Origin of the sequence: Fictibacillus halophilus, from assembly GCF_016401385.1 — a bacterium.
GTDB lineage: Bacteria > Bacillota > Bacilli > Bacillales > Fictibacillaceae > Fictibacillus > Fictibacillus halophilus.
The window spans coordinates 2,359,523-2,382,345 of sequence record NZ_JAEACF010000001.1 but is presented as its reverse complement, the minus strand read 5'-3'; the positions used below and the strand labels follow the sequence as shown (position 1 = coordinate 2,382,345).

At 38.5% G+C, this 22,823-nt stretch carries 27 protein-coding genes, 1 pseudogene and 3 riboswitches; of the genes and pseudogenes, 15 read left to right on the top strand and 13 right to left on the bottom strand.

Annotation, left to right across the window (positions count from 1 at the left end; all coding sequences use genetic code 11):
• Positions 1-9 precede the first annotated feature (9 nt).
• Positions 10-204, bottom strand: a complete 195-nt coding sequence (locus I5J82_RS12380) for a hypothetical protein (RefSeq protein WP_144698448.1) — start codon at positions 202-204, stop codon at positions 10-12.
• Between the two features lie 177 nt (positions 205-381).
• Positions 382-547: riboswitch (cyclic di-AMP (ydaO/yuaA leader) on the top strand.
• A 163-nt stretch (positions 548-710) separates the two neighbouring features.
• On the opposite strand from I5J82_RS12380, the gene I5J82_RS12375 reads away from it, so the two are divergent.
• Both I5J82_RS12375 and I5J82_RS12370 read left to right on the top strand, forming a co-directional pair.
• Complete coding sequence (locus I5J82_RS12375) at positions 711-1,946, top strand: dicarboxylate/amino acid:cation symporter (RefSeq protein ID WP_198768091.1); 1,236 nt, start codon at positions 711-713, stop codon at positions 1,944-1,946.
• 154 nt (positions 1,947-2,100) lie between these two features.
• On the top strand, positions 2,101-2,790 hold the full coding sequence (locus I5J82_RS12370) for a hypothetical protein (protein WP_198768090.1): 690 nt from the start codon (positions 2,101-2,103) through the stop codon (positions 2,788-2,790).
• Here the strand turns inward: I5J82_RS12370 and I5J82_RS12365 are convergent.
• Positions 2,787-3,368, bottom strand: a complete 582-nt coding sequence (locus I5J82_RS12365; RefSeq protein WP_198768089.1) for a DNA-3-methyladenine glycosylase — start codon at positions 3,366-3,368, stop codon at positions 2,787-2,789. The genes I5J82_RS12370 and I5J82_RS12365 overlap by 4 nt on opposite strands.
• Positions 3,369-3,529: 161 nt before the next feature.
• Between I5J82_RS12365 and I5J82_RS12360 the strand changes: the two genes are divergently transcribed.
• From I5J82_RS12360 to abbA, 4 genes are all read left to right on the top strand, one after another.
• Positions 3,530-3,694, top strand: coding sequence for a hypothetical protein (locus I5J82_RS12360; protein WP_153237601.1), 165 nt, complete (start codon positions 3,530-3,532; stop codon positions 3,692-3,694).
• Positions 3,695-3,817: 123 nt separating this feature from the next.
• Positions 3,818-4,006, top strand: coding sequence for a Fur-regulated basic protein FbpA (fbpA, locus tag I5J82_RS12355; protein ID WP_198768088.1), 189 nt, complete (start codon positions 3,818-3,820; stop codon positions 4,004-4,006).
• A gap of 126 nt (positions 4,007-4,132) precedes the next feature.
• Positions 4,133-4,215, top strand: a riboswitch (cyclic di-GMP riboswitch).
• Between the two features lie 44 nt (positions 4,216-4,259).
• Positions 4,260-4,445 carry a hypothetical protein gene (locus tag I5J82_RS12350; protein ID WP_198768087.1) on the top strand — a complete coding sequence of 62 codons (186 nt, stop codon included), beginning with the start codon at positions 4,260-4,262 and terminating at the stop codon, positions 4,443-4,445.
• Positions 4,446-4,537: 92 nt separating this feature from the next.
• Complete coding sequence (gene abbA / locus I5J82_RS12345; protein ID WP_198768086.1) at positions 4,538-4,726, top strand: antirepressor AbbA; 189 nt, start codon at positions 4,538-4,540, stop codon at positions 4,724-4,726.
• A gap of 53 nt (positions 4,727-4,779) precedes the next feature.
• Here abbA and I5J82_RS12340 read toward each other — a convergent pair whose 3' ends face one another.
• Complete coding sequence (locus I5J82_RS12340) at positions 4,780-4,992, bottom strand: hypothetical protein (RefSeq protein ID WP_137788569.1); 213 nt, start codon at positions 4,990-4,992, stop codon at positions 4,780-4,782.
• A gap of 213 nt (positions 4,993-5,205) precedes the next feature.
• Between I5J82_RS12340 and I5J82_RS12335 the strand changes: the two genes are divergently transcribed.
• The 3 genes from I5J82_RS12335 to ytkD all read left to right on the top strand — a co-directional run bounded on the left by I5J82_RS12335 (position 5,206) and on the right by ytkD (position 6,788).
• Complete coding sequence (locus I5J82_RS12335; protein ID WP_198768085.1) at positions 5,206-5,469, top strand: holin; 264 nt, start codon at positions 5,206-5,208, stop codon at positions 5,467-5,469.
• A gap of 116 nt (positions 5,470-5,585) precedes the next feature.
• Complete coding sequence (locus tag I5J82_RS12330; RefSeq protein WP_198768084.1) at positions 5,586-6,125, top strand: hypothetical protein; 540 nt, start codon at positions 5,586-5,588, stop codon at positions 6,123-6,125.
• Between the two features lie 183 nt (positions 6,126-6,308).
• On the top strand, positions 6,309-6,788 hold the full coding sequence (ytkD, locus tag I5J82_RS12325; RefSeq protein ID WP_233096473.1) for an RNA deprotection pyrophosphohydrolase: 480 nt from the start codon (positions 6,309-6,311) through the stop codon (positions 6,786-6,788).
• A gap of 9 nt (positions 6,789-6,797) precedes the next feature.
• Here the strand turns inward: ytkD and I5J82_RS12320 are convergent, their stop codons facing one another.
• From I5J82_RS12320 to I5J82_RS12310, 3 genes are all read right to left on the bottom strand, one after another.
• Positions 6,798-7,604, bottom strand: coding sequence for an ABC transporter permease (locus tag I5J82_RS12320; RefSeq protein ID WP_198768083.1), 807 nt, complete (start codon positions 7,602-7,604; stop codon positions 6,798-6,800).
• Entirely contained in the window at positions 7,582-8,361 is a 780-nt protein-coding gene (locus I5J82_RS12315; protein ID WP_198768082.1) for an ABC transporter ATP-binding protein, read from the bottom strand. Before I5J82_RS12315 ends, I5J82_RS12320 begins: the two co-directional genes overlap by 23 nt.
• A gap of 121 nt (positions 8,362-8,482) precedes the next feature.
• Positions 8,483-9,430, bottom strand: coding sequence for an ABC transporter substrate-binding protein (locus I5J82_RS12310; RefSeq protein ID WP_233096633.1), 948 nt, complete (start codon positions 9,428-9,430; stop codon positions 8,483-8,485).
• Between the two features lie 160 nt (positions 9,431-9,590).
• Here I5J82_RS12310 and I5J82_RS12305 point away from each other — a divergent pair, with 160 nt between their 5' ends.
• A complete protein-coding gene (locus tag I5J82_RS12305) occupies positions 9,591-10,391 on the top strand; it encodes an alpha/beta hydrolase family protein (protein WP_198768080.1) in 801 nt (266 codons plus the stop codon).
• Positions 10,392-10,489: 98 nt separating this feature from the next.
• Here I5J82_RS12305 and pckA read toward each other — a convergent pair whose 3' ends face one another.
• A complete protein-coding gene (pckA, locus tag I5J82_RS12300; protein ID WP_198768079.1) occupies positions 10,490-12,073 on the bottom strand; it encodes a phosphoenolpyruvate carboxykinase (ATP) in 1,584 nt (527 codons plus the stop codon).
• 261 nt (positions 12,074-12,334) lie between these two features.
• A riboswitch (SAM riboswitch) is annotated at positions 12,335-12,465 on the top strand.
• A 162-nt stretch (positions 12,466-12,627) separates the two neighbouring features.
• On the opposite strand from pckA, the gene metK reads away from it, so the two are divergent.
• Positions 12,628-13,833, top strand: a complete 1,206-nt coding sequence (gene metK / locus I5J82_RS12295) for a methionine adenosyltransferase (protein WP_198768078.1) — start codon at positions 12,628-12,630, stop codon at positions 13,831-13,833.
• Between the two features lie 271 nt (positions 13,834-14,104).
• Here the strand turns inward: metK and I5J82_RS12290 are convergent.
• Positions 14,105-15,264: pseudogene (locus tag I5J82_RS12290) on the bottom strand (glycosyltransferase family 4 protein).
• A gap of 15 nt (positions 15,265-15,279) precedes the next feature.
• Positions 15,280-15,831, bottom strand: coding sequence for a phosphatase PAP2 family protein (locus tag I5J82_RS12285; RefSeq protein ID WP_198768077.1), 552 nt, complete (start codon positions 15,829-15,831; stop codon positions 15,280-15,282).
• Positions 15,832-16,030: 199 nt separating this feature from the next.
• On the opposite strand from I5J82_RS12285, the gene I5J82_RS12280 reads away from it, so the two are divergent.
• On the top strand, positions 16,031-16,402 hold the full coding sequence (locus tag I5J82_RS12280; protein ID WP_198768076.1) for a VOC family protein: 372 nt from the start codon (positions 16,031-16,033) through the stop codon (positions 16,400-16,402).
• Here the strand turns inward: I5J82_RS12280 and I5J82_RS12275 are convergent.
• A complete protein-coding gene (locus tag I5J82_RS12275; RefSeq protein WP_198768075.1) occupies positions 16,392-16,910 on the bottom strand; it encodes a gamma carbonic anhydrase in 519 nt (172 codons plus the stop codon). The two genes, I5J82_RS12280 and I5J82_RS12275, sit on opposite strands and share 11 nt — an antisense overlap.
• Positions 16,911-16,994: 84 nt before the next feature.
• Between I5J82_RS12275 and I5J82_RS12270 the strand changes: the two genes are divergently transcribed.
• Both I5J82_RS12270 and I5J82_RS12265 read left to right on the top strand, forming a co-directional pair.
• On the top strand, positions 16,995-17,783 hold the full coding sequence (locus I5J82_RS12270; RefSeq protein ID WP_198768074.1) for an alpha/beta hydrolase: 789 nt from the start codon (positions 16,995-16,997) through the stop codon (positions 17,781-17,783).
• A gap of 41 nt (positions 17,784-17,824) precedes the next feature.
• Positions 17,825-18,895 (top strand): tetraprenyl-beta-curcumene synthase family protein, encoded by a 1,071-nt coding sequence (locus I5J82_RS12265; RefSeq protein ID WP_198768073.1) that lies wholly within the window; start codon positions 17,825-17,827, stop codon positions 18,893-18,895.
• Between the two features lie 264 nt (positions 18,896-19,159).
• Here I5J82_RS12265 and mnmM read toward each other — a convergent pair whose 3' ends face one another.
• The gene (gene mnmM / locus I5J82_RS12260) at positions 19,160-19,735 is read right to left on the bottom strand and encodes a tRNA 5-(aminomethyl)-2-thiouridylate-methyltransferase MnmM (RefSeq protein WP_198768072.1); all 576 of its coding nucleotides are present in this window, start codon (positions 19,733-19,735) and stop codon (positions 19,160-19,162) included.
• Complete coding sequence (gene mnmL / locus I5J82_RS12255) at positions 19,732-20,697, bottom strand: tRNA modification radical SAM protein MnmL/YtqA (protein WP_233096472.1); 966 nt, start codon at positions 20,695-20,697, stop codon at positions 19,732-19,734. The genes mnmM and mnmL overlap by 4 nt, the downstream gene beginning before the upstream one ends.
• Positions 20,698-20,862: 165 nt before the next feature.
• On the opposite strand from mnmL, the gene I5J82_RS12250 reads away from it, so the two are divergent.
• Positions 20,863-22,059, top strand: coding sequence for an MDR family MFS transporter (locus tag I5J82_RS12250; protein WP_198768071.1), 1,197 nt, complete (start codon positions 20,863-20,865; stop codon positions 22,057-22,059).
• A 72-nt stretch (positions 22,060-22,131) separates the two neighbouring features.
• On the opposite strand, the gene I5J82_RS12245 is transcribed toward I5J82_RS12250, so the two are convergent.
• Complete coding sequence (locus tag I5J82_RS12245; RefSeq protein WP_198768070.1) at positions 22,132-22,701, bottom strand: biotin transporter BioY; 570 nt, start codon at positions 22,699-22,701, stop codon at positions 22,132-22,134.
• Positions 22,702-22,823: the final 122 nt, after the last annotated feature.

The following is a 22,823-nucleotide window of genomic DNA, read 5'->3' as shown; positions in this document are numbered from 1 at the left end:
TCCCGGTTTTTATTTTTTGAATTGAGTATCTAGTTTTCCGTTCATGTCGATTAAGAATCCGATTTCTCGTCCTAACAATTCACCCAGTTCTTTTGCTTTTTTTTCGCTTTCGTTCTTTATTTGTTCAATCGTAAGTTCACCTTTTAACTTGGATGCTCCAACGATAATACTTAATTCACCTTTTTCATAAAATACAATTTTCATTTACAATACCTCCCTGAAAAATAGAACCTTATACATCATTCGTTTTTTCTCACATGCTTATGGGGTAGAAGTGAGAATCTGGAAAAACATTCATCATGAAACAATTAATTGGAAGAAATAAGTATAGCAAGTTTCCTTGACATCATTTTATGTATGTTGATAACATTACAGTATATGATATATGATTCGCTGAATCCTGATGTTCTATTCGATTGAATATTCAGGAGCGGGGGAACCACATTATGGCTTCTAAGCCTTGGGATGAATTTGCGCGTAAGCAAAAGGGACAACTCTCAATTTCCTAATCCGACAGCTAACCTCGTAAGCGTTTTTGGAGAGAGAACTCTACACATGGGATAAGTCTATGTGTAGCTGTGTATTCCCACGGAAAATCCTCTCTATTTTCGGTGGGTTTTTATATGCAACAAATAGGGCATATATTAGTAATATTTCTCTTCAGTCACGAGTTAAATATTTTGAAAATTTAATAAAGGGGGTATTTTTTGATGAAATTATCTACAAAAATCTTGGTCGCTCTGGCACTTGGGGTAGTTGCAGGTCTTATTCTAAATTTAGCCTTTCCAGATGCATTTTCTGTGCTTGATAAATACGTATTCAAGCCAGTCGGAACGTTATTTTTAAATCTGATTAAAATGTTAGTCGTTCCGATTGTATTCTTTTCAATCGTACTTGGAACAGCAGGATTAGGTGATCCGAAGAAACTTGGAAGAGTAGGTGCCAAAACAGTCGGTTACTTTTTAGCAACAACTACAATCGCAATTATTATTGCTATGGCTTTAGCACTCATCTTTAAACCAGGTGTTGGGGACTTTGAAACAGAAGGTGCAAAGTTTGAGCAACAAGAAGCACCAGCAGTAACAGATACATTACTCAATATCATTCCTACTAATCCTATTCAAGCTATGGCTGAAGGTGATATGCTTCAAATTATCGCATTTTCAGTTTTTGTAGGATTCGCTCTAACGATGCTGGGTAGTAAAACAAAAGGGATTATGGATCTAATTGAACAAGGTAACGATATTATGATGTACCTTGTAAACGTGGTTATGAAGTTTGCTCCATATGGCGCATTTGCATTAATTGCTTCTGCTGTCGGAAGCCAAGGAATGGATGCCATTAAAGCAATGGGCTTATATATGAGTGTAGTTATTTTAGCTCTTTTCATTCACTCTGTTGTAGCCTATGGAGGTTCAATTGCTCTCTTAGCAAAGAAGAGCCCGATTTGGTTCTTTAAAGGCTTTGCACCAGCAATGTCAGTAGCATTCAGTACGTCAAGTTCGAATGCAACACTCCCAATCTCAATGAAAACAGCTCAAGAAAATCTGGGTGTTCGAAAATCAATCAGTGGTTTTGTTCAACCGCTTGGTGCAACAATTAACATGGATGGAACAGCCATCATGCAAGGTGTTGCAACGATTTTTATTGCGCAAGTATACGATGTTAATTTAGGTATTACAGAGATGCTTACTGTTATTTTAACTGCAGTGCTTGCTAGTATCGGTACAGCTGGTGTTCCTGGAGTTGGACTGATCATGTTAGCGATGGTATTGAACTCTGTAGGATTACCTGTTGAGGGTATTGCTTTAATCCTAGGTGTTGATAGACTTCTTGATATGCTAAGAACAGCTGTTAACATTACAGGTGATGCTGCATGTGCAGTAATCGTTGATAAAGGTGAAGACAAACATCTTGGAACTCGTGATCAAGAAGTTAGTGCGTAAATAAACACAATAAACGGCCGCAGGGGTTAAACCTCTGCGGCTTTTTTATATGCCGATTTCCCTAGTTTTTTAATGTTGAGTAAATAAATGTAAGCACTGGTGAAAAATCATGGTAAAATAAGAAGATACATAATGAGATTTCGGAGTGATCTTCTTGGAAAAATGGCTAGAGATATTAACACTTGCTGCAAAGATCATATGGGTACAGATTCAAACCGTTATTCATCCTATCATCGAGTTAACAGAGAGCGCGATGAACTCTTTTTGGTTTGTCTTTTCACTTACGATCATCGCAGGATACGTATTACTTAGGCTTGTACAGAACGCACTTACCTTCTATCAAGCTCATAATTTTATTCACAGAAAAATGATTAACGAACCCGCTAGTGATATTGAATTCACCTTATTTATGAAATCACTTTGGAAGAAAGATCGATCTAAAGGATTATTGGCCAATGCCAAATCGGCTAAGAGTAGATACCTTCAGTTCAATACTCAAGAACGTTTGTCACTACAGAACTACTTGCAGCATCGACTGAGATTTTTACGTACCAACCAGCCATTGTTCATCTTAGGCGCTGTTGTAATAGGATTGATTTCTAGTATTTCAGTGAATGTACTACCGATTGAGGTAGCTGCACTTACTGCGGAAAATGTATTAAAAACAGCACTTTTCATTCTTTCCTGGCTGTTGATTATGCAAGCTAAATACGTTTCTATGAAAAAACAAACGTATCATCACCTAGCATGGATGCAAGATACCAACCGAACAACCACGGTTGATTACATGCAGGAAGAAGATGTTACGGTTTCAACGAACAAAGAAAACAACCCTGCGTATTAACGTGATACGTAAGGGTTGTTTTTTATCCAGAACCGATAAGGATAATGAACGGCTTCTTCGGCATATTGTATTCCGATACGAGGACCTGAGATAATTTCATTCTGTACTACTATCATTCCTTCTTCTACTCGTATATTTCCCTCATTGATCTTCTTACCATTATCACTTAATGTGAATCCCATTGCTTTACTCAGTTTACCTGGTCCATTTGTAAGCATAATCTCATTCTTTACTCTTGCTCGTCTTTCCCTCATTCTTTCTATTCCCTCATTAGGTTGAATAGCTCTAATGAGTATAGCTTCAGGTTTATTAACAGGGCCGGAAACGATATTAAAGCAAACATGCATTCCATAAATAAAATAAGTGTAAATCGTACCTGCTTCACCGTACATCACTTCTGTTCTAGCTGTTCTTCGGTTGTTAAAGGAATGAGCAGCTCGATCTTCAGGTCCTAGATAGGCTTCTGTTTCCACAATATATCCAGAAATTATTGCGTCATCATCAATATGTATCAACTTCATACCTAGAAGTTCTTTTGCTAGATCTAGAGTTGGTAATTCCCACAATTTCATTTTCATCTCCCTCGTTATGTATGACATCTATTGTTTATTAGTACAATAACAACAGGCTCATGTAAAATTATGTTTCCTTTTGTCGAAGTTTTACAAACCCTAAAAAAGAGGAAATGACAGAGGAAAAAAGAATTTTTTATAAAGCAGATGAATAGGAGGCGTTTGATATGGACGGTTGGGTAAATGAAACAGGAATTTATGAAAATCTCTCCAAACGACGCTGGGAGTACTGGGAAGTAAGTCAACATGGAATTAAAACCATGGTTTCCTGGCTATGCTGGAATGCCCCTAATTCGGTTTATGAACAATGGAGTAAGTCTGTCTTACACTAGAACGAATCTCGTTGAAAGTTCCTTTTCTTATAAGGGAACTTTTTTGTTTGCATATAAGCTTGAATCTTCTTTTATGTGGTTAGAATAGATAACAATAACGTTCACAAAAGGAGAAGATTTTATATGGATTCCCATAAAGGACAACTGCGAAGAGCGGTGGAAGGACGTAAACAACGACTTATTCAACACCTTATTCATAGAGGTTTATATGGGTATGAAGATCATAGATATCTAACTGATTTTACCTTAAGCGAACTAGAGTTAGAGTGGAAGAATGCTCAATTTATTGATCAAGAAAATCATATAAGTTAAATCTTTTAAATAGTAAAAAAATAATAAGTCCTCTTAACTATTTTCTGATATAATATACCTAAAAAATAGGAAGAATGTCTCGTGTGATTATTTTTATGTAATCGTTAAGACAAACTGCCATAAATCGTTTGATAAAGGCAAACTCATTGAAAAATGAGGACGCAAAGCTATAGGGGTTTCATTTTACAATATGCCAGCCAGCTACCTTACGAAATTATCCTTCGGTTTATGAATTCATTTAGGGGGGATATTATTGAATCAGCACTTATTATTTTTTTCTTGGTCAGCGATTGGATTCTATTTTGCAACCATTTTTTTTATTGCTCTCTTGTTATTTTTTACTGGAAACAAGCTTAAAAAAGATAACAGAATCATAGATGTTTTTACTAATATTCTAATCATTATAGGTGCGATCGCCTGGGTGTTTATTACAAGTTAAAAGTTGAATTTCAAAATTTCCAAATTTTTAGTAAGGATAAGGACAGAACCCCCACGTTATAATGGATGCATATACGAGAGGGGGATTAACAATTGGGTACGAAAGTGAAAGTAAACCTTACAGATGAAGATAAAGAATTGTTAATTGAAGCACTGTTGAGTCAAGGGTATGCTTATGAGGTTGTTGATTCTGAGCTAAAGGATTTAGAATACGAGCTCAAGCCAGGTTATGAATCAAAAGTGAGAAGGTTGAACGGACTTTTAAGAAAGTTACATAATTAAAAAAATAAAGCAAAAGGCCCTTTCACAGGGTCTTTTGCTTTTTACGTTAAGTATCATGTATCTAATAACCCTTTTCTTCTAGCTTCCATACGCCATTCCGCTTCTTTTACTAACCTTCTTGGTAACTTACCTCGATTTTTTAAGAATGACCAATACGTTAGATATTGTTTTGGTCTGGAAACTGGTGAAACATTTCTAGCATACTCCCACCAGGAAATTTCGTTTGCTTCTAAGCGTATTAAAAAAAGATCGTCGCCTTTTACCATAAAACTCACTCCTGTCTTGCCTTTCATTACCAATAGTATTGACTCATTTCAATAAAATAACCGAAAAAAATCATGGCACTTTATTTTATGCAAACTGTTATATGACGCTTAGGACAAAAAGTAATTTTTTATTTTGGCAGGAAATAAGTTATGAAGCTTGAATCTTTAAGTTACTAAAGGAAGGTCGTGCTTATGAAAAGGGGGGTGGTCCTGTTGGAGCAAGTTCTCATGTTTTCATCACTATTAGCTCCTTTGGTGACAGCTATGATGGAGCTCTTAAAACGTACTTTCCCGATTCCGAAAAAATATATACCCATTATTAGTTTTTTTATGGGATTGATTATCGGATTGTTAGCTGCTCCTGTTACAGAGATGAATGTAGAATTACGGTTGTGGTCTGGAGGAATAGCAGGCTTAGCCGCAACAGGATTGTATGAGATCGGTAAGAAAAGTAAAAAGTATAAAAGAGCAAGTTAATGAGATTGGTGTAGTCATTTATGGTAGCACTTTCAACGATTATTTTAAAAGGGTTTAGAATTTTGAAATCAGTGAATAGATTATAGTAAGAAAACAATGTCAGGCGGTGAAATGTCATGAAAGCTTTTCTAGCACTATGTTTGGCTGTTATGCTATCATTCATCATTGTCCCTAACATTCCTGTAAACGTTCAAGAAAAATCCGGTGCCTCAGACAAAATTATCACTCAGCCAGTAACGGCTGAAGAAACGAAAGAAAAACAAACTGTACCTGTATTTACGGAGGATATTGCGAAGAAACAGGCGAATCTCTTTATTGAAGCACTAAAGCAAGATACCGATGAAAACTATAGGGTTTTAAATTATTCTAATAAAGAAGAATATATGACTTACTTAACGAATTTTGTGTCTAAAGATCTAGCTGCTTATTATACGGATGGTTTGTTTGAGGAACGAGAAAGTTCCCTATACATCATTCCAACTGAGCTTCCACCATGGCTGGAAGATAGTGAACCTGTCATTATTAAACAGCTTTCAGATCATTCATATAGAGTTCACCAAAAAAACGAGTCTGATCTTTATGGATCATATGAAATTACTTTAGGTTATGAGTATCTTAATGGGAAATGGATCATTACATTTGCATCTGTAGATTAAACATGGGTGTCACAACCCATGTTTTTTTACGATTAGATTGAATAGACTCGGATTGTTACATAATAGGAAGAGGTAAGTTTCTAGCTCTTAGCAGTGCAAGTTTAGAGAGTAGCAAACAAAACAAATGGACTTTAAATGTTGTGAACTTTACAATAAAGGAAACAGTCGAGATGGAGTAGTGTGATGGATATAATTACGTTTAAAGATTTTTATAACAACACTGTACAATTGTCGTTTTCAGACCACCCCTTTTCGGATACGCCTAAACACGTGTGGTGTTTGTGTAAATTTAAAGATCAATGGTTGCTGACTGAGCATCCGAGACGTGGAATTGAATTTCCGGGTGGAAAGGTGGAACCAGGAGAAACCGCAGACGAAGCGGCCGTTCGGGAAGTTTTTGAAGAAACAGGTGGAAGAGTATCAGATCTTAAATATATTGGTCAGTACTTTGTCGATGGAAAAGGCGGAAAGATCATTAAGAATATTTATGTGGCCACTGTGGATAAGATTCTTTTAAAGCATCGTTACTTTGAAACGAATGGGCCGGTCTTGATGAGTGAGTTACCTGAAGATATATCTATGGATAAGGCGTTCAGTTTTATGATGAAAGACCAGGTGCTAAAAGAGAGTATGAAATACGCCCTTCAGCATTCCCTGGCCTAGTATTACAGATCATACGCGATGTTTAATAAGTTTTCGTTCAAGCCATTCGACGCCTTGATACATGACGGTTGCCATAACGGCAATGATCAAGAGGCTCATTAGCACGAGTGTGAAGTTAAATACTTGGAATCCGTAGATAATCATATACCCTAGACCTTGTTTGGATACTAGGAACTCTCCTACGATGACACCTACCCATGACAACCCCACATTTACTTTTAAAGAAGATATGATATTTGGAAAACAGGCTGGAAGGATAACCTCCTTAAAGCCCTGTTTTTTATTTCCTCCAAAAGATCGAACCACTTTAATATAGTTGGCATCCACATTTTGAAAAGCCGTATAAACGACGAGGGTCGTAATGATGATCGAGATTAAGATCCCCATCGCAATAATCGAACCAAAGTTCGGTCCAATCGCAACGATCAATATGGGTCCTAACGCTACTTTGGGCATGGCGTTTAGAACAACAAGATATGGATCAAGAACTTTAGATAGAAATGGTGACCACCATAGAAGGGCTGCAAGTAACGTCCCTAACAATGTACCTAATATGAATCCTAGTACAGTCTCACCTAGAGTGAAAATAACGTGAATATAAAGTGATCCATCACCAATTTTTTCAATAAAAAGAGATCCAATCTTCGTTGGTGAACTAAACAGTAAAGGGTTGATCCATCCCCAGAGAGATGAAATTTCCCATATCAAGAAAAAGCTGATAAAAATAAAAAGTTGAACAAGGCGGATATTTCGATTCTCTTTTTTTAACGATTCCAGATACTCTTGGTGTATCTTACTCTTTATCGTTTTGTTCAATGTGCTCCAACTCCTCCCATATTTGCTGAAAGGTTGCAGAAAAGTCTGGATGCTGACGAGCTTCAAATGGAGGGAGAGCCCTTAATGTTTCTGGCATTTTAAATGTCCTGAAAATTCGTCCAGGATTTGTTGATAATAAGATAACGTTATCGCTCATCGCGATAGCCTCACCAATATCATGTGTAACTAAGATGGCCGTTTTTCTATGTTCTCTTAAGGTAGAGGATACGAGATCTTCAAGCTTTAACTTCGTTTGGTAGTCTAGTGCTGAGAAAGGTTCATCGAGTAAGAGAATCTTAGGCTGTGTGGCGAGTGTTCGAACAAGCGCCACTCTCTGTCTCATTCCTCCAGAAAGCTCTGAAGGATATTTTGTTAACGTATGATCTAATCCGATCTCTTTGAGAAGTTTTATTGCCGCTTGAACGTTCTCCAATGAATGCTGATTTCTCAGTTTCAAACCAAGCGTTATGTTATCTTGAATCGTTTTCCATGGAAAAAGATAATCTTGCTGAAGCATGTAACCGATCTTTGGATGCGGAGAAGTAACCTGTTGATTATTCACCGTTACTGATCCGACCGTTGGAGTGAGTAGACCAGCGATCATAGATAGAAGTGTAGATTTACCACACCCGCTTGGTCCTAATAAGGATATAAACTCTCCTTCTTGTACAGAAAGCGAAATATCTTCTAAGGCCGTTGTGGCAGACGTTTTTGAAAAGTAAGTTTGCCCGACAGATTTTAGTTGTAATAAAGCCACGACGATCCCTCCTGATTTTGTATTTGAAATTCCAACAAACCAGCTGTGAAGCTTCTCGTGTGAAAAATGCTACAAGAAGCTCACTTTGGTCATTTCTGTATACAGAGGCGGATGTTACCCTTTATTTGATAGCCTTTTTTGCTAATGAAGTATCAACAAGAATCTTATAATCCACTTTCTTCGGAAGTTCTCCCGCTTCATCCATAATAGTTTGTAAGTTGTTCCACTCTTCTTCATCTAAAACCGGATTCAGAGCAAAACTGTGCTGACTCTTGTATCGATCTACTACGGTTTCAATTAGTTCCACCGGGGTATCTTCAAAATAAGGTGCGATTACTTTTGCGATCTCTTTTGCCGAATGGTTCTCGACCCATAACTGCGCTTTATATAAACCTTTTGTGAATTTCTCCAATGTTTCTTTATTTTCTTTTAAATAGCTTTGTTTTGCCATGAATGTTGTATAAGGAATTTTTCCAGACTCGGCGCCGAACGAAGCAACGATATGCCCGATTCCTTCTTGCTCAAAAAGACTTGCTTGAGGCTCAAATAGTTGAACATAATCTCCAGTTCCAGATGCAAAGGCATTTGCAATGTTGGCAAAATCAATATTTTGAATCATAGTTAGATCTTTCTTAGGGTCGATTCCGTGTTTCTTTATACCAAACTCACCTGCCATCTGTGGCATACCGCCTTTACGCTGTCCTAGGAAAGTACTGCCTTTAAGCTGATCCCACGAAAAGAATTCAGGCTTTTTCCTTGCAACTAAAAATGTACCGTCTGTCTGAGTAAGCTGTGCAAAGTTAATAACAGGATCTGTAGATTCTTGTGCATGTACATAGATCGTTGTTTCAGAACCAACGAGTGCTACGTCTGCTCCATCTGATAGAAGAGCCGTCATCGTTTTGTCGCCGCCCCAGGTGGTAGTCAGCTCAACGTCCAAACCTTCTTCTTTAAAAAAGCCTTTTTCTATGGCAACATATTGTGGAGCATAAAAAATAGAGCGTGTCACTTCCGCAATTCTGACTTTTTCTTTTTTAGGGCTTGAGGTATTGCACCCTGCCAGCAGCATGGAGAAAGCTAGTAAACAGGTAAAAAAAATCGTTAGTTTTCTTTTGAAATATTTCATATGGTATCCTCCTGCACATAGGGATGAAGTCATGACTTTTATGTAATAATGTATGTGATTGGTGCAAATGTGTGTTTGCCCACAAAAATAAAGGAGTGTAGGAATGAAAAAAGCAAAAATGATTGAGTGGCAGCGATTTCCTTCTCCACATCCTACCATTCGCTTGTATGTCGTCACTTATCTAAATGATGGGTTAAAAATAAAAGGCTTAGCAGCTTTACCAGAAGGAAAAGGACCTTTTCCGGGTTTCCTTTATCTAAGAGGCGGAATCAAGTCTGTTGGAATGGTTAGAATTGCTAGGATCATACAGTTTGCTTCACAAGGCTTTGTTGTGATGGCTCCCTATTATCGAGGAAATCAAGGGGGAGAAGGTAACGAAGATTTTGCTGGGGAGGATCGAACAGATGCTTTTGCGGCTTATGAGATATTAAAGCAGTTTCCAAAAGTAGATCCAGAGGACATTCATGTGTTCGGATTTTCTCGAGGAGGTCCTATGGCGTTATTTACAGCAATGAAATATCCTGAGATTCGTTCTGTTGTAACATGGGGCGGTGTGACTGATATGGCCATCACGTATGAAGAGAGAGAAGATCTGCGCAGGATGATGAAGAGAGTTATTGGAGGAACACCAGAGAAATATCCAGAAGAATTTGAGTGGCGCTCGCCTCTTAACTATTGTGAGAAATTAGATACACCCTTACTTTGCATTCACGGCATGAAAGATAAAAATGTAAGTGTAGAACATACACTTAAGATTGAAAAAAAGCTAAAAGAACTCAAAAAGCCATGTGAAACATGGATCTATCCCGAGTACACACATTATTTTCCGCCAAAAGAGAACCGAAAGATTACATATGCTTTATGTGCATGGATGAAAGGACATGGAAAAGGAGCTGAAATGTGACTTTAGCTCCTTTTTTTGTTTATTGGCTTTAACGCCAAGATAATGTACAAAATCAAAAAACCTTCCATTGCTAGAATGGAAGGTTCTTATACAGTGTATTAAACGAGCGGTCCAGCTTGAGAGATCTCAAGTGAAACTGATTTGAATTTTTCGAAGTTGGCATTAAATTGGCTTGCTAGCTCTTTGGCTTTAACATCATAAGCATCTTGATCTTTCCACGTTTTCTTCGGTTGAAGAACTTGATCTGGTACACCAGGGCAATGTGTAGGAATATGAAGTCCAAATATAGGATCTACGACTGTTTCGACAGAAGCAAGTTCACCTTCTAAAGCAGCCTGCACCATAGCACGTGTATGACCTAGATTCATACGACTTCCAATGCCGTATTCTCCACCTGACCAACCTGTGTTAACAAGATATACTTGAACGTTGTGCTGATCGATTTTCTTGCCAAGCATCTCAGCATAAACGGTAGCAGGGAGTGGCAGGAATGGTGCGCCGAAACATGTTGAGAACGTAGCTTGTGGTGATGTTACGCCTCTTTCTGTTCCTGCTAGTTTGCTTGTGTATCCTGATAAGAAGTGATACATTGCTTGTTCTTTAGTAAGTTTGCTGATTGGAGGCAGTACACCGAATGCGTCAGCTGTTAAGAAGATGATTGTGTTCGGGTGTCCTGCGACACTTGGTTGAATAATATTTGGAATAGCATCAACAGGATACGCTGCGCGTGTGTTTTCTGTTAGTGAAGAATCTTTATAATCAGCTTCTCTCGTAACTGGGTCGATCATCACATTCTCTAAAACACTTCCAAAACGAATCGCGTTCCAAATTTGTGGTTCTTTTTCTTTAGAGAGGTCGATTGTTTTAGCATAACATCCACCTTCGATATTGAAGACACCAGTGTTAGCCCAACCATGCTCATCATCTCCGATCAAACGACGATTCGGGTCAGCAGATAAAGTAGTTTTTCCAGTTCCGGATAGTCCGAAAAATAAAGCCACATCTCCTTCATTCCCAACGTTTGCAGAACAGTGCATAGATAGAATGCCTTTTTCAGGTAGAATGTAGTTCATGACAGAGAATACAGATTTTTTAATTTCACCTGCGTACTCAGTACCACCGATCAAAACAATTTTCTTCTCGAAAGAAACGATAATAAATGTCTCGGAGTTTGTTCCATCTTCAGCCGGGTTAGCTTGAAATCCTGGCGCTGAAACAACTGTGAATTGAGATTCATGAGTATCTAGCTCATCGTGGTTCGGGCGCACAAACATTTGATGAGCAAAAAGGTTATGCCATGCATACTCATTGATTACTTGGATAGGAAGGCGATACTCGCGGTCTGCACCAGCAAACCCTTTAAATACGAATAATTCTTCTTTATTCCCTAAGTATTGGAGGACTTTTTTGTATAATTTATCAAAGTTTTCTGGTGAAAATGGCTTATTTACCTTTCCCCAATCGATTGAATCTTTAATGGAAGCATCTTCAACGATAAATTTATCCTCAGGGGAACGGCCTGTATATTTCCCCGTTGTAGCTTGAAGTGCTCCTGTGGATGTAAGGATGCCCTCGTTACGCTGAAGAGATTTTTCTACTAAAACCGGAACAGGTAAGTTCTGGTGAGTTGTTTCACGGGTCACAAGATCGTTTAAGGTTGTCGTAAATTCCAAAGTATTCATATGAGACAGTACCATCCTTTATCCTAGAGTGATATATTCGAAAATTAGTATAACACATTGAATTAAATAATGTATACTATTTTATGAAAGTGCATCAAAAAAGTTCTTGCTTCCTAAAAAAAGATTAAAATCATGTGAATTATCCATCTTATTTAAAACGCTTTCATTCTATAGAATATAATACTCTAAACTAATTGCTATTCATAGGGTTTTCTATTGACAGAGAGTGCTCATTACGCTATCATATTTCGAGAACGGCTACTCTTATTCTGAGTAGGTGGAGGGACAGGCCCTATGAAACCCAGCAACCGACATGAAAGTGGTAACAATAACGCCACTGGAAATGAAAAGGTGCTAACCTGCAAGGTGAAAATAACCTTGGACAATAAGAGGTTGAAGGCATTATGGTTTTAAAACCTTTTCCCTCGTGAATGTATGTGAAACAGGGAAGGGCTTTTTTTATGCCTTTTTCAGGTTAAGAACATAAACTGTGTAAAATAGATAAGAATAAAGTACCGTATCATACTGAAAGCAGTTAAAGGGAGGATATTAACTTGTCCAAAAAAGTTAGTCGTCGTTTATTTACATCAGAATCCGTTACAGAAGGCCATCCAGATAAGATCTGTGATCAGATCTCAGATGCGATTCTAGATGAAATTTTAGCTAATGATGCAAATGCTCGTGTAGCATGTGAAACATCTGTAACTACAGGTCTTGTACTTGTTGCAGGTGAAATCACAACTTCTACTTATGTAGATATCCCAAAAGTTGTACGTGAGACAATTAAAGAAATCGGTTATGATCGTGCAAAATATGGTTTCGATTCTGAAACGTGTGCAGTATTAACTTCTATCGATGAGCAATCTGCTGATATCGCGATGGGTGTTGACCAAGCTCTTGAAGCAAGAGAAGGTTCTATGACAGATGCTGAAATCGAAGCAATCGGTGCAGGTGACCAAGGTCTAATGTTCGGATTTGCGTGTAACGAAACAGAAGAGCTTATGCCTCTTCCAATCTCGCTAGCTCATAAATTATCTCGTCGTCTTACAGAAGTTCGTAAGACTGAAGAGATTCCATACTTACGTCCAGATGGAAAAACTCAAGTAACTGTTGAGTATGATGAGAACGATAAGCCAGTACGTATCGACACAATCGTCATTTCTACTCAGCATCACCCTGAGAACACACTTGAAGAAATTCAAAGAGACATCAAAGAAAAAGTAATCACACCTGTTGTTCCTGCTGAGTTGATCGACGAGAACACAAAATACTTCATCAACCCAACTGGCCGTTTCGTAATCGGTGGACCACAAGGTGATGCTGGTCTTACTGGCCGTAAGATCATCGTTGATACTTACGGTGGATATGCTCGTCACGGTGGCGGTGCATTCTCAGGTAAGGACGCAACTAAAGTTGACCGTTCAGCTGCTTATGCTGCTCGTTATGTAGCTAAGAACATCGTAGCATCAGGTCTAGCTGACAAAGTAGAAGTTCAGCTTGCTTATGCAATCGGTGTAGCTCAACCCGTTTCAATCGCTGTAAACACTTTTGAAACAGGAAAAGTTTCTGAAGAAGTTCTTGTAGAACTAGTTCGCAACAACTTCGATCTTCGTCCGGCTGGAATCATTAAGATGCTTGATCTTCGCCGTCCGATCTACAAGCAAACTGCTGCATACGGCCACTTCGGACGTACTGACATCAATCTTCCTTGGGAAAACACAGATAAAGCTGCAGAGCTTAAGAAACAAGCGAATATTTAATGATATGTTAAAGCAGACTTCCTAATGGAAGTCTGCTTTTTTTGTAGTGATCCGTCAGTTAAGGAGGATCTGTTGAAAATCGAAAAAATTTTTAAATAAGGAATTAATCAGAAGTTTTACTGAAAAAAATGTACCTTATTGACGGATATAATTGTGATTACCTCGTGTAAAATTCTTGGTGTCCCCCTGATAAACATTTGAACCGCTAATGTTTATCAGGGGGATATAAAAATTAAAATATAGGGATATCTTAATATTCATCTTGCGCCTGCTACGCAATGATTGTTTTATTTTTATTCTTCTTCGTAAAAATAACTTCCTCATACTGCATCAAAAGATTCCCAAAAATAAATGACCAAGATTTAGTCATCGCATAATTTCTTGCTTTTATTTTCATAGAACGCAAGAGCGTTGGATCTTCCATAATAGAAATAATATTTTGAATGAATGAGTCAGGTTCTCTAGCTTTACAGATGCACCCCGTAACACCATCTTGGACAATTTCAGTTACTCCGCCTGAATCCGCAACCATGGCAGGCAATCCAGATGAGCCGCTTCAAGAACAACATTGCCAAACGTTTCTGTAGAAGAGGGGAAGACGAAAAGATCGGAAGAAGCATAAACACGTGCAAGCTCTTCTCCGGATAGATAACCTGTACAGGTTACATTTGAATGCTTTTTCTCCCACTGATCAACCACGTTTCGATCAGGACCATCACCGACAATTAACCAATGGACACACTCTTTTAAAGAAGAGGGTAACTTGTTTATGATTTCTTGTAATACATCTAGACCTTTCTCCGGTGCGAGTCTGCCGACATACAAAAAGATATACTTTTTAGAGATGTTATATTTTTCTCTGACAGAGTAATCACGATTTTGAGGGGTGAACATGTTACAGTCAACTCCTCTTGACCATATTTCAACATTTATAAAACTTTTCGAGTACAAAACATTTTTCGTTTCTTCACTCGGAACAAAGATTTTTTCAAAAGGTCTATGAAACCATTGTAAATAACGCCAAAGTAAGGGAAGTAATAGATCACGGTGGTAGTGTACAAGATAGCGGTCAAAATGTGTGTGATAAGAGGCGACCATGGGAATCTTTTCTTTCTTTCCATATCTCATTCCAAATAGTCCGATGTTAAAAGGTGTAGCTACGTGAAGGAGGTCTGGCTTGAATTTGTGCAGTTCGCCGTTCAATGCTCGCAATTGGGGAATGGCAAGCCTGCACTCGGGGTATAAAAAGAGTGGCAGGCTTTTCATTGCATAATATTGATCTTGTGCTGTTTTGGGGCTCACTTCAAACGAGGGCATGATTACTTTATATTCAACTTCATTTGTCTCTAAATAATTTGTAAGTCTTTTTAATGTACGAGCAACACCATTAACTTGCGGGTGAAACGTATCCGAAAACAGAGCAAGCTTCATTTCTTCATCTCCTTTTTATAGGAAGTAAGGTAAGATAAAGCTATTTACTAAAAACAATGAAAAGAAGCTGGAACTGATGCCTAAAATCATTCCTGCAAGCACATCAGAAGGATAGTGAAGACCTAAATACATACGGGAAATGGCAACTAAAAGAGCAGCAACCAATAAAAATATTCCGATAAAAGGATTTAGTAGAATTAATGGTGTAACAATTGAAAAAATAGCTGTTGTATGACCGGATGGAAACGAATGATCTTTTAACGGGTTATCACCGATGTTTGTATCTGGAAGACTTAAATAAGGTCTCTTTCTTGGATACATCTTCTTAGAAATCGCAACAGGAATGTGGCTGATCAATAATGACAGCAAACAAACGATCCCCCAAGACTTCAAATGCATAGGGAGAAATAACAGAAGCAGAATACTTGTTGAGATGGTAGCTGTTGCACCACCAAGATGTGTCCACAAGTGAAAGAAATGATCCATTGAATTTCTGTGCAATCTTCCATTAATAAGTCGGAAAAATGTACACTCTTTTTCATAAAGCCAATCGATTACTTTTGTCATGAATATCCCCCTTACTTTTTTGTCCGATACTATAATAATAAAACGCTATTGTAAGGGGAACATGAAGACAGTATGAATTTATTATAAATATCCTAATCTCTGAATAATGAACGTTGTCAATCTCAGAAACCACGTATTGCGTTCAATTGTGCTAAAATGGAACGCAAAACATTATGAAAGATAAAGAGGTGGAACAAATATGTATTCAGGTATTCATCATGTATCGTTACTTGTCACAGATATTGAACGATCGATTGATTTTTATGAAGAAATTTTAGGATTTGGAAAAAACAAAAAACGCCCGCAATTTGATTTTCCAGGCGTTTGGTATGATATTGGTGACACGCAGCTTCATTTGATCGTTCATCCTAAAGGTAAGGCTAGGAGAAATACGACTGAGATCGATAGCAGAGACGGTCATTTTGCGATAAGAGTTACAGATATGGACAAGCTATTAAAAACATTAGATTTTCATAACATTCCTTATGTAAATAAACCAACAAACAAAACAGAGTGGCACCAGGTTTTTGTGAGTGATCCTGATGGTAACCTAATCGAGTTTAACGTTTAGGCTGCAAGGATTTATAATACTGCCCTTTCTCGTAATACTCACGACGAATTCGATTCATGTCCGTAATATCTTCTTCTGTTAACTCTCTGATCACCTTAGCTGGCCGACCAAAAGCTAAGGTATTAGGTGGTATCTTTTTTCCGGGAGGAACAAGACTTCCTGCACCTATAAAAGCTCCTTCTCCGATGTGAGCTCCATCAAGTATGAGTGAACCCATGCCGATCAATGCGTTCTCTTCAATGATACAACTATGTAATATGACGCTATGACCAACGGTAACACCGTCTTTTAAATGAAGAGGGCGGTTCGGGCTTTGATGAAGAACAGAATTATCTTGAACGTTTACATAATTTCCGATAATCGTCGGGGAAACATCTCCTCTTATGGATGTATTAAACCAAATAGAAGAATTTTCGCCAATCTGAACATCGCCCGTAATGGTAACATAGTCTGCAATAAAGGCAGTTTCTGAAATCTTAGGTTGTTTATCTCCGAATGGGTAGATCATAGTTACACACTCCTAATATTATGATTTATCTAATTATAGTTTAGCAAATCACCAAGTCTTATGAATAGAGAAGAGGGTGGAGAAATGTGGACGTGGAAAACAAAAAGAGACGCCATCGGAACGATCGTTGTCGTACATGGAGCAAATGAACATCACGGCAGGTATGAGTGGGTGATTAAACAATTGAACGAAGCGGGCTTTCATTGTGTTTCAGGTGATCTTCCAGGTCAAGGTACGACGACAAGAAGAAGAGGGCATATTGATGCATTCGACGATTATATTCACACGATTGAACAATGGTATCTAGAAGCAGAGACACTAGGCCTCCCTATATATATTTTAGGACATAGCATGGGTGGATTAGCTGTGATAAGAACCTTGATGGTAAAACGACTAAGTGTAAAAGCAGTTATCTTATCCTCTCCTTGTTTAGGTTTAGTTCATTACCCATCAAAAGGGAAAGAAGCGGTTTCCGTTCTTTTAAACAAACTCGCTCCGAGTGTCCGGTTAGCTACTAATTTACCTGAAGGAAGTGCAACAAGGAACGAAGAGATACGTATTCGTGATAAAGAGGATAAATTGATCGTGAAAAAAGTTTCTGTCAGGTGGTACCGCGAGTTGATCGGATCGATTAAACATGCTTTTGATCATTATAAAGACTTTCCAAATGTACCTTTAATGCTTTTGCAAGCGGGTGATGACCGAATCGTGGACAAAATGAAAGTACAGCAATGGTTTAACGCCGTAGGACTAGAAGAAAAATGGTATAAAGAATTTCCGTCACTGTATCATGAAGTATTAAACGAACCAGAAAGAGATCAAGTGTTTAATTATGTGAAAAAATTTCTTTTTCTGCATAGTGAGATCGATTAAGGAAAAAGGTAAGGAAGACATAAACAAAAGGAGCCCTCTTTATGAACAAAGTTCCGGTTCACCCTTGGGGATTGATGTATTCCGTTTACACACATATTTTTCCTGCCGTTAGTCATCTGCTGAAGACCTGGCATGATAGAGCTGAAAAGATTCCAAACCCTGAACTAAGAAAACAGGCGGTTAGCAGCATTTCGGATAAGATGTTTCACTGTGAAGGGGGAGCTATCCTTACACTGCTAGCAGGTAACCAGCGCAAAAAAGCCATCGAGTTTGTGGTAGCGTACCAAACGATCAGCGACTATTTAGATAACCTTTGTGACAGAAGCACTTCACTGAATGAAAAAGATTTCCGAGCCCTTCATGAAAGTATGTTTCATGCTTTATCTCCTGGCGCTGTTCCAACCAATTATTATCGTTACAGAGAAGAGCAGGACGACGGCGGTTATTTAAACGAGCTTGTCTACACGTGTCAAAATGTTTTATCAGAGATGAAAGCTTATCCGAATATTGCAAGTGAACTCATCGGACTTGCTTCGATCTATTGTGACCTGCAAGTACATAAACATGTGATCGTCCAAGAGAGAGAACCACGACTAATCAGTTGGTTTGGAGAGTATCAATCCGTTCTACCAGATATAACTTGGTACGAATTTTCAGCTTGTGCAGGTTCAACGCTTGGCATTTTCTGTTTAGTAAGCTATGCCTTTCAAGGGAATTTTACGAAAGAATCTGCTGCAACGATAAAGAAGGGCTACTTTCCATGGCTACAAGGTCTTCATATTCTTTTGGATTATTTTATTGATCAGAATGAGGACAAGTTAGAGGGCGATCTGAATTTTTGTACGTATTATAAGAATGATCAGCATATGCTAGAGCGTATGGTTTATTTTGCCGAAAAAGCAGAGAAAAGCTGTGCAAACCTGCCTAACTCAAGGTTTCACCGTTTGATCCAAAGAGGTCTCTTAGGAATCTATCTTGCAGATCGAAAGGTATCTGAGAGCCCTGGAATCAAAAAGATGGCGGCAAAGCTCGTTAAAGTGGGAGGCGCCACGAGTTACTTCTTTTATGTAAATCGAAAACTATATCAAAGATTAAAACCTTCCCTCTCATAAAAGTAATGTCGAGCCATGTGCTTCGCATGTAGCAGGGGTATGTGAGGATAGTAACTATTGCTTAATTTGTCGAGGAACGTAAACTCGTGGATAAAAGACAAAAACTTTTGGATTGAGAGGCAAATCTCGTGGATAACCAGCCGGAATTTTTGGATTGCGTGCTTAAATTTCTGGATTGATGACGCATAATACCCCATGTGGTGTATATATGACGACCAGTTTCTGAATCCTGAAAAAAGGCTGAATCAACTTGATTAGTTGAATTCAGCCTCTTTTTTCAATTGCGACTACAAATGGGGGGTCGTTTTTTTGATTAATAAATTCGTATTGTAAAACATGAGCCTGTTTTTGATCCAACTGTTTTACATAATTCATGACTAGTTCTTTTTCTCTTTTTCCCTCTTCATGTCCATGGTAGATTACGAGTATGATTACGCCTTCAGGTTTTAATAGCTGGAGGAGCTGTTCAATTGCACCGATGGTAGATGATCCTGTTGTTGTAATCGACTTGTCGCTTCCAGGTAAGTAGCCGAGGTTAAAAATAGCGGCAGTTACTTTTGTATGAAGGTCACTAGGTAACTGAGTTGTTAACTCATCATGAGAGGCATGATAAAAGGTAACATTATGATTTGCATGATGATCAACAAGCCGTTGTTTTGAGTTCTCGATTGCATGCTCTTGAATATCAAAAGCAAACACATGGCCACTCTCGCCAACGAGTTTAGATAAAAATAAAGTGTCGTTTCCGTTTCCACATGTTGCATCAATTACGATATCACCTTCTTCACAGAACGATCGAAGAAGTGTTCTCGCAAACGGCAAAACTCCTTCTAATTTCATGGTGTGTTCACCTCAGACGTATTATAAAATTTACCTTGAAAACTATTTCTGTTTTTTAGCTCACTTTCAATTGCATTTAACACTTTCCATTTGTTCAGACTCCACATAGGTCCAACCAATAGATCAGATGGTCCGTCTCCAGTTAGTCGATGAATCATCATTTGTGGGGGAAGGATCTCTAGCTGGTCACAAACTAATTTCACATATGTGTCAAAATCCAGAAATTCTAACATGCCTTGTTCGTATTGTTTGACCATAGGTGTCTTTTTTAAAAGATGCAACAGATGAATCTTGATTCCTTGAACATCTAGCTTTGCAACTTCTCGTGCTGTTTCCATCATCATTTCGGGGGTTTCTAACGGCAATCCGTTAATGATGTGTGAACACACTCTGATATTATGTTTTCGAAGTTTTTCTACTCCTTCTACATAGGTTGCATAGTCATGAGCTCTGTTGATGAGCATTGCTGTTCGCTCATGCACAGTCTGAAGTCCTAACTCGACCCAAAGATACGTTCGTTTATTTAAGTCAGCTAAATATTCAATCACATCATCTGGTAAACAATCAGGCCTCGTAGCAATGGAAAGTCCAACAACACCTTCTTGTTCGAGTACCGTTTCATAAAGCTCTTTTAGTTGCTCAACAGGAGCGTAGGTGTTCGTAAAAGCTTGAAAATAGCCTATATATTTACCTTTTTTCCATTTTGAATGCATTCTTTCTTTAACGGTGTGAAATTGTGTGATGATATCATCACGACGGTTCCCCGCAAAATCTCCTGAGCCACTTTGAGAGCAGAAGGTACATCCTCCATATGCTGCATTGCCATCACGATTCGGGCAATCAAATCCTCCATCAAGTGGCACTTTAATAATTTTATCTCCAAAATGGGACTTTAAATGCTGATTCCATGTGTAATATCTTTTCTCTCCAAAATAATCTGGTTTTTCCATAAGGTGTGTCATCTTTCTCACTCCTTCATACGGTGATGAGCACCATATGACATTGTAGCATGTTCGCAGTGTGAGCGGCAAAGTGAGTTGTCAGTACTTTCAAATTGTAAAGTGCAGGAAAAAGGAATAAAATACAGAGTGGTTTAAGACATCTTAGTTAGCAAGCGGGGGATTTATATGCCAGCGAAAGTATGGCTGCTCATTATTGGAATGGCGCTTAATGTGACGGGCTCAAGTTTCTTGTGGCCGATCAATACGATTTTTATACATGAACACCTTGGTAAATCACTTACCGTAGCAGGAATTGTTCTTCTGTTGAATTCCGGTGCCGGAATCATCGGCAACTTAACGGGAGGATTATTGTTTGATAAATTAGGAGGCTACAAAACGATTATGCTTGGAGTCTCCATTTCATTTACAACTTCCTTCTTATTAATCTGGTTTCATGATTTTTGGATGTACAGTGTCCTTCTTGTTTTTATGGGCTTTGGAATGGGAATCGTCTTTCCCTCTATGTATGCATTAGCAGGAACGATGTGGAGAGAGGGTGGAAGAAAGGCTTTTAATAGAATCTATATTGCTCAGAATGTAGGGGTAGCACTCGGGGCTGCCCTTGGTGGTTTTGCAGCTTCTTATTCTTTTACACTCTCTTTCATCAGTTGTTCCACTCTTTCTTTTGTATTTTTTATTATTGTGTTGTTCGGTTTTAAAGGAATCGATAAAACTGATGAAGCTTCTGTACAGACAGTCTTCTCTCAACGTAAAAGAATTCATAACAAAGAAGCGTTTATAGCACTATTGATTTTATGCGGAGGATATCTGTTGGCTTGGATCGGTTATGTTCAGTGGCAGTCCACGATCGCCGCTTATACTCAATCACTAGGGGTAAGTCTGAAAATGTATAGTTTACTCTGGACCGTTAATGGTGTGTTTATCGTTCTCGGTCAGCCATTAGTAAATCTTTTCCTGAAAAAATGGCTGCATTCAACAACATCGCAAATTTTGGTCGGATATTGTATATTCGTCATTTCTTTTGTGATGGTGGGAAATGCGAAAGACTTTAGTGGCTTTATGTTGGCGATGATTGTACTCACTGTTGGTGAGATGCTCGTTTGGCCGGGCGTTCCTTCCATCGCAGCAGAGCTCGCTCCTGAAGGCAGAGCCGGATTCTATCAAGGAATCGTAAACTCAACAGCCACAGGGGGAAGGATGCTCGGACCGTTGTTTGGGGGAATGATTGCAGATATTTTCAACATATCCGTATTGTTTCAAACGATTATTGGTCTGATGGTACTTGCTTTCATTTTAACGATCATATACAGCAAGAGTCGACATGCCATTATGCAAACTGAAGTTCCTCAACAAGCTTCTTGAGAATTATAGATAATGAAAAACCAAGAGACCGTGATAGGATAATCACGGTCTCTTGGTTTATATTTTGATGAATTAAGCGGCTCTTGTCTCTTCTTTTGGAAGCAGTTTAGCTGACATTAATCTTCTTCTGATCGTAACGCCAAGAACAGCTGCTAAAATGGCTTTGATTACTCCGACGAGCAAAAAAGGAATAACACCGCCACTCATCGCTTGTTCCCAGCTAAGGCTTGCAATAAACTTTAATTGAACGGCACCAAAAACAAGTGTGATCACCATACCCACAACGTTTGCAACAATAGCAGGCATTAGAGTAAAACTTGTCTTCTCTAAAATGAGGCCAGTGAAATAAGCAGCTATGATAAAGCCGACGATATAACCACCTGTTGGACCGATCAGGACCATGAATCCACCTTTAGCTTCAGAGAAAACGGGGAGACCGATCGCACCCATTGTGACATAGATCATAACAGCTAGTGTACCGTATTTCCGACCTAAAATGGTTGCGCAAAGCCCAATCGCTAAAGTCTGTCCCGTAATTGGAACTACCGGGAGAGGGATAGTCAGTTGCGCGAGGATCGCTGTAATTCCTGCCATAAGTGCTGCGTATAGTGACATCTTCAGTTTTTGATTACTTTCATGCATGTTTGTTGCACCCCTTTTTAAAATGTTAACATAAAAATAATTGCAGTTAACATTACATTAAACAGCTCCTTAACGTTTGTCAAGATACCGCTTACAGCGATATAGCCTCTGTTTGAAAGTGG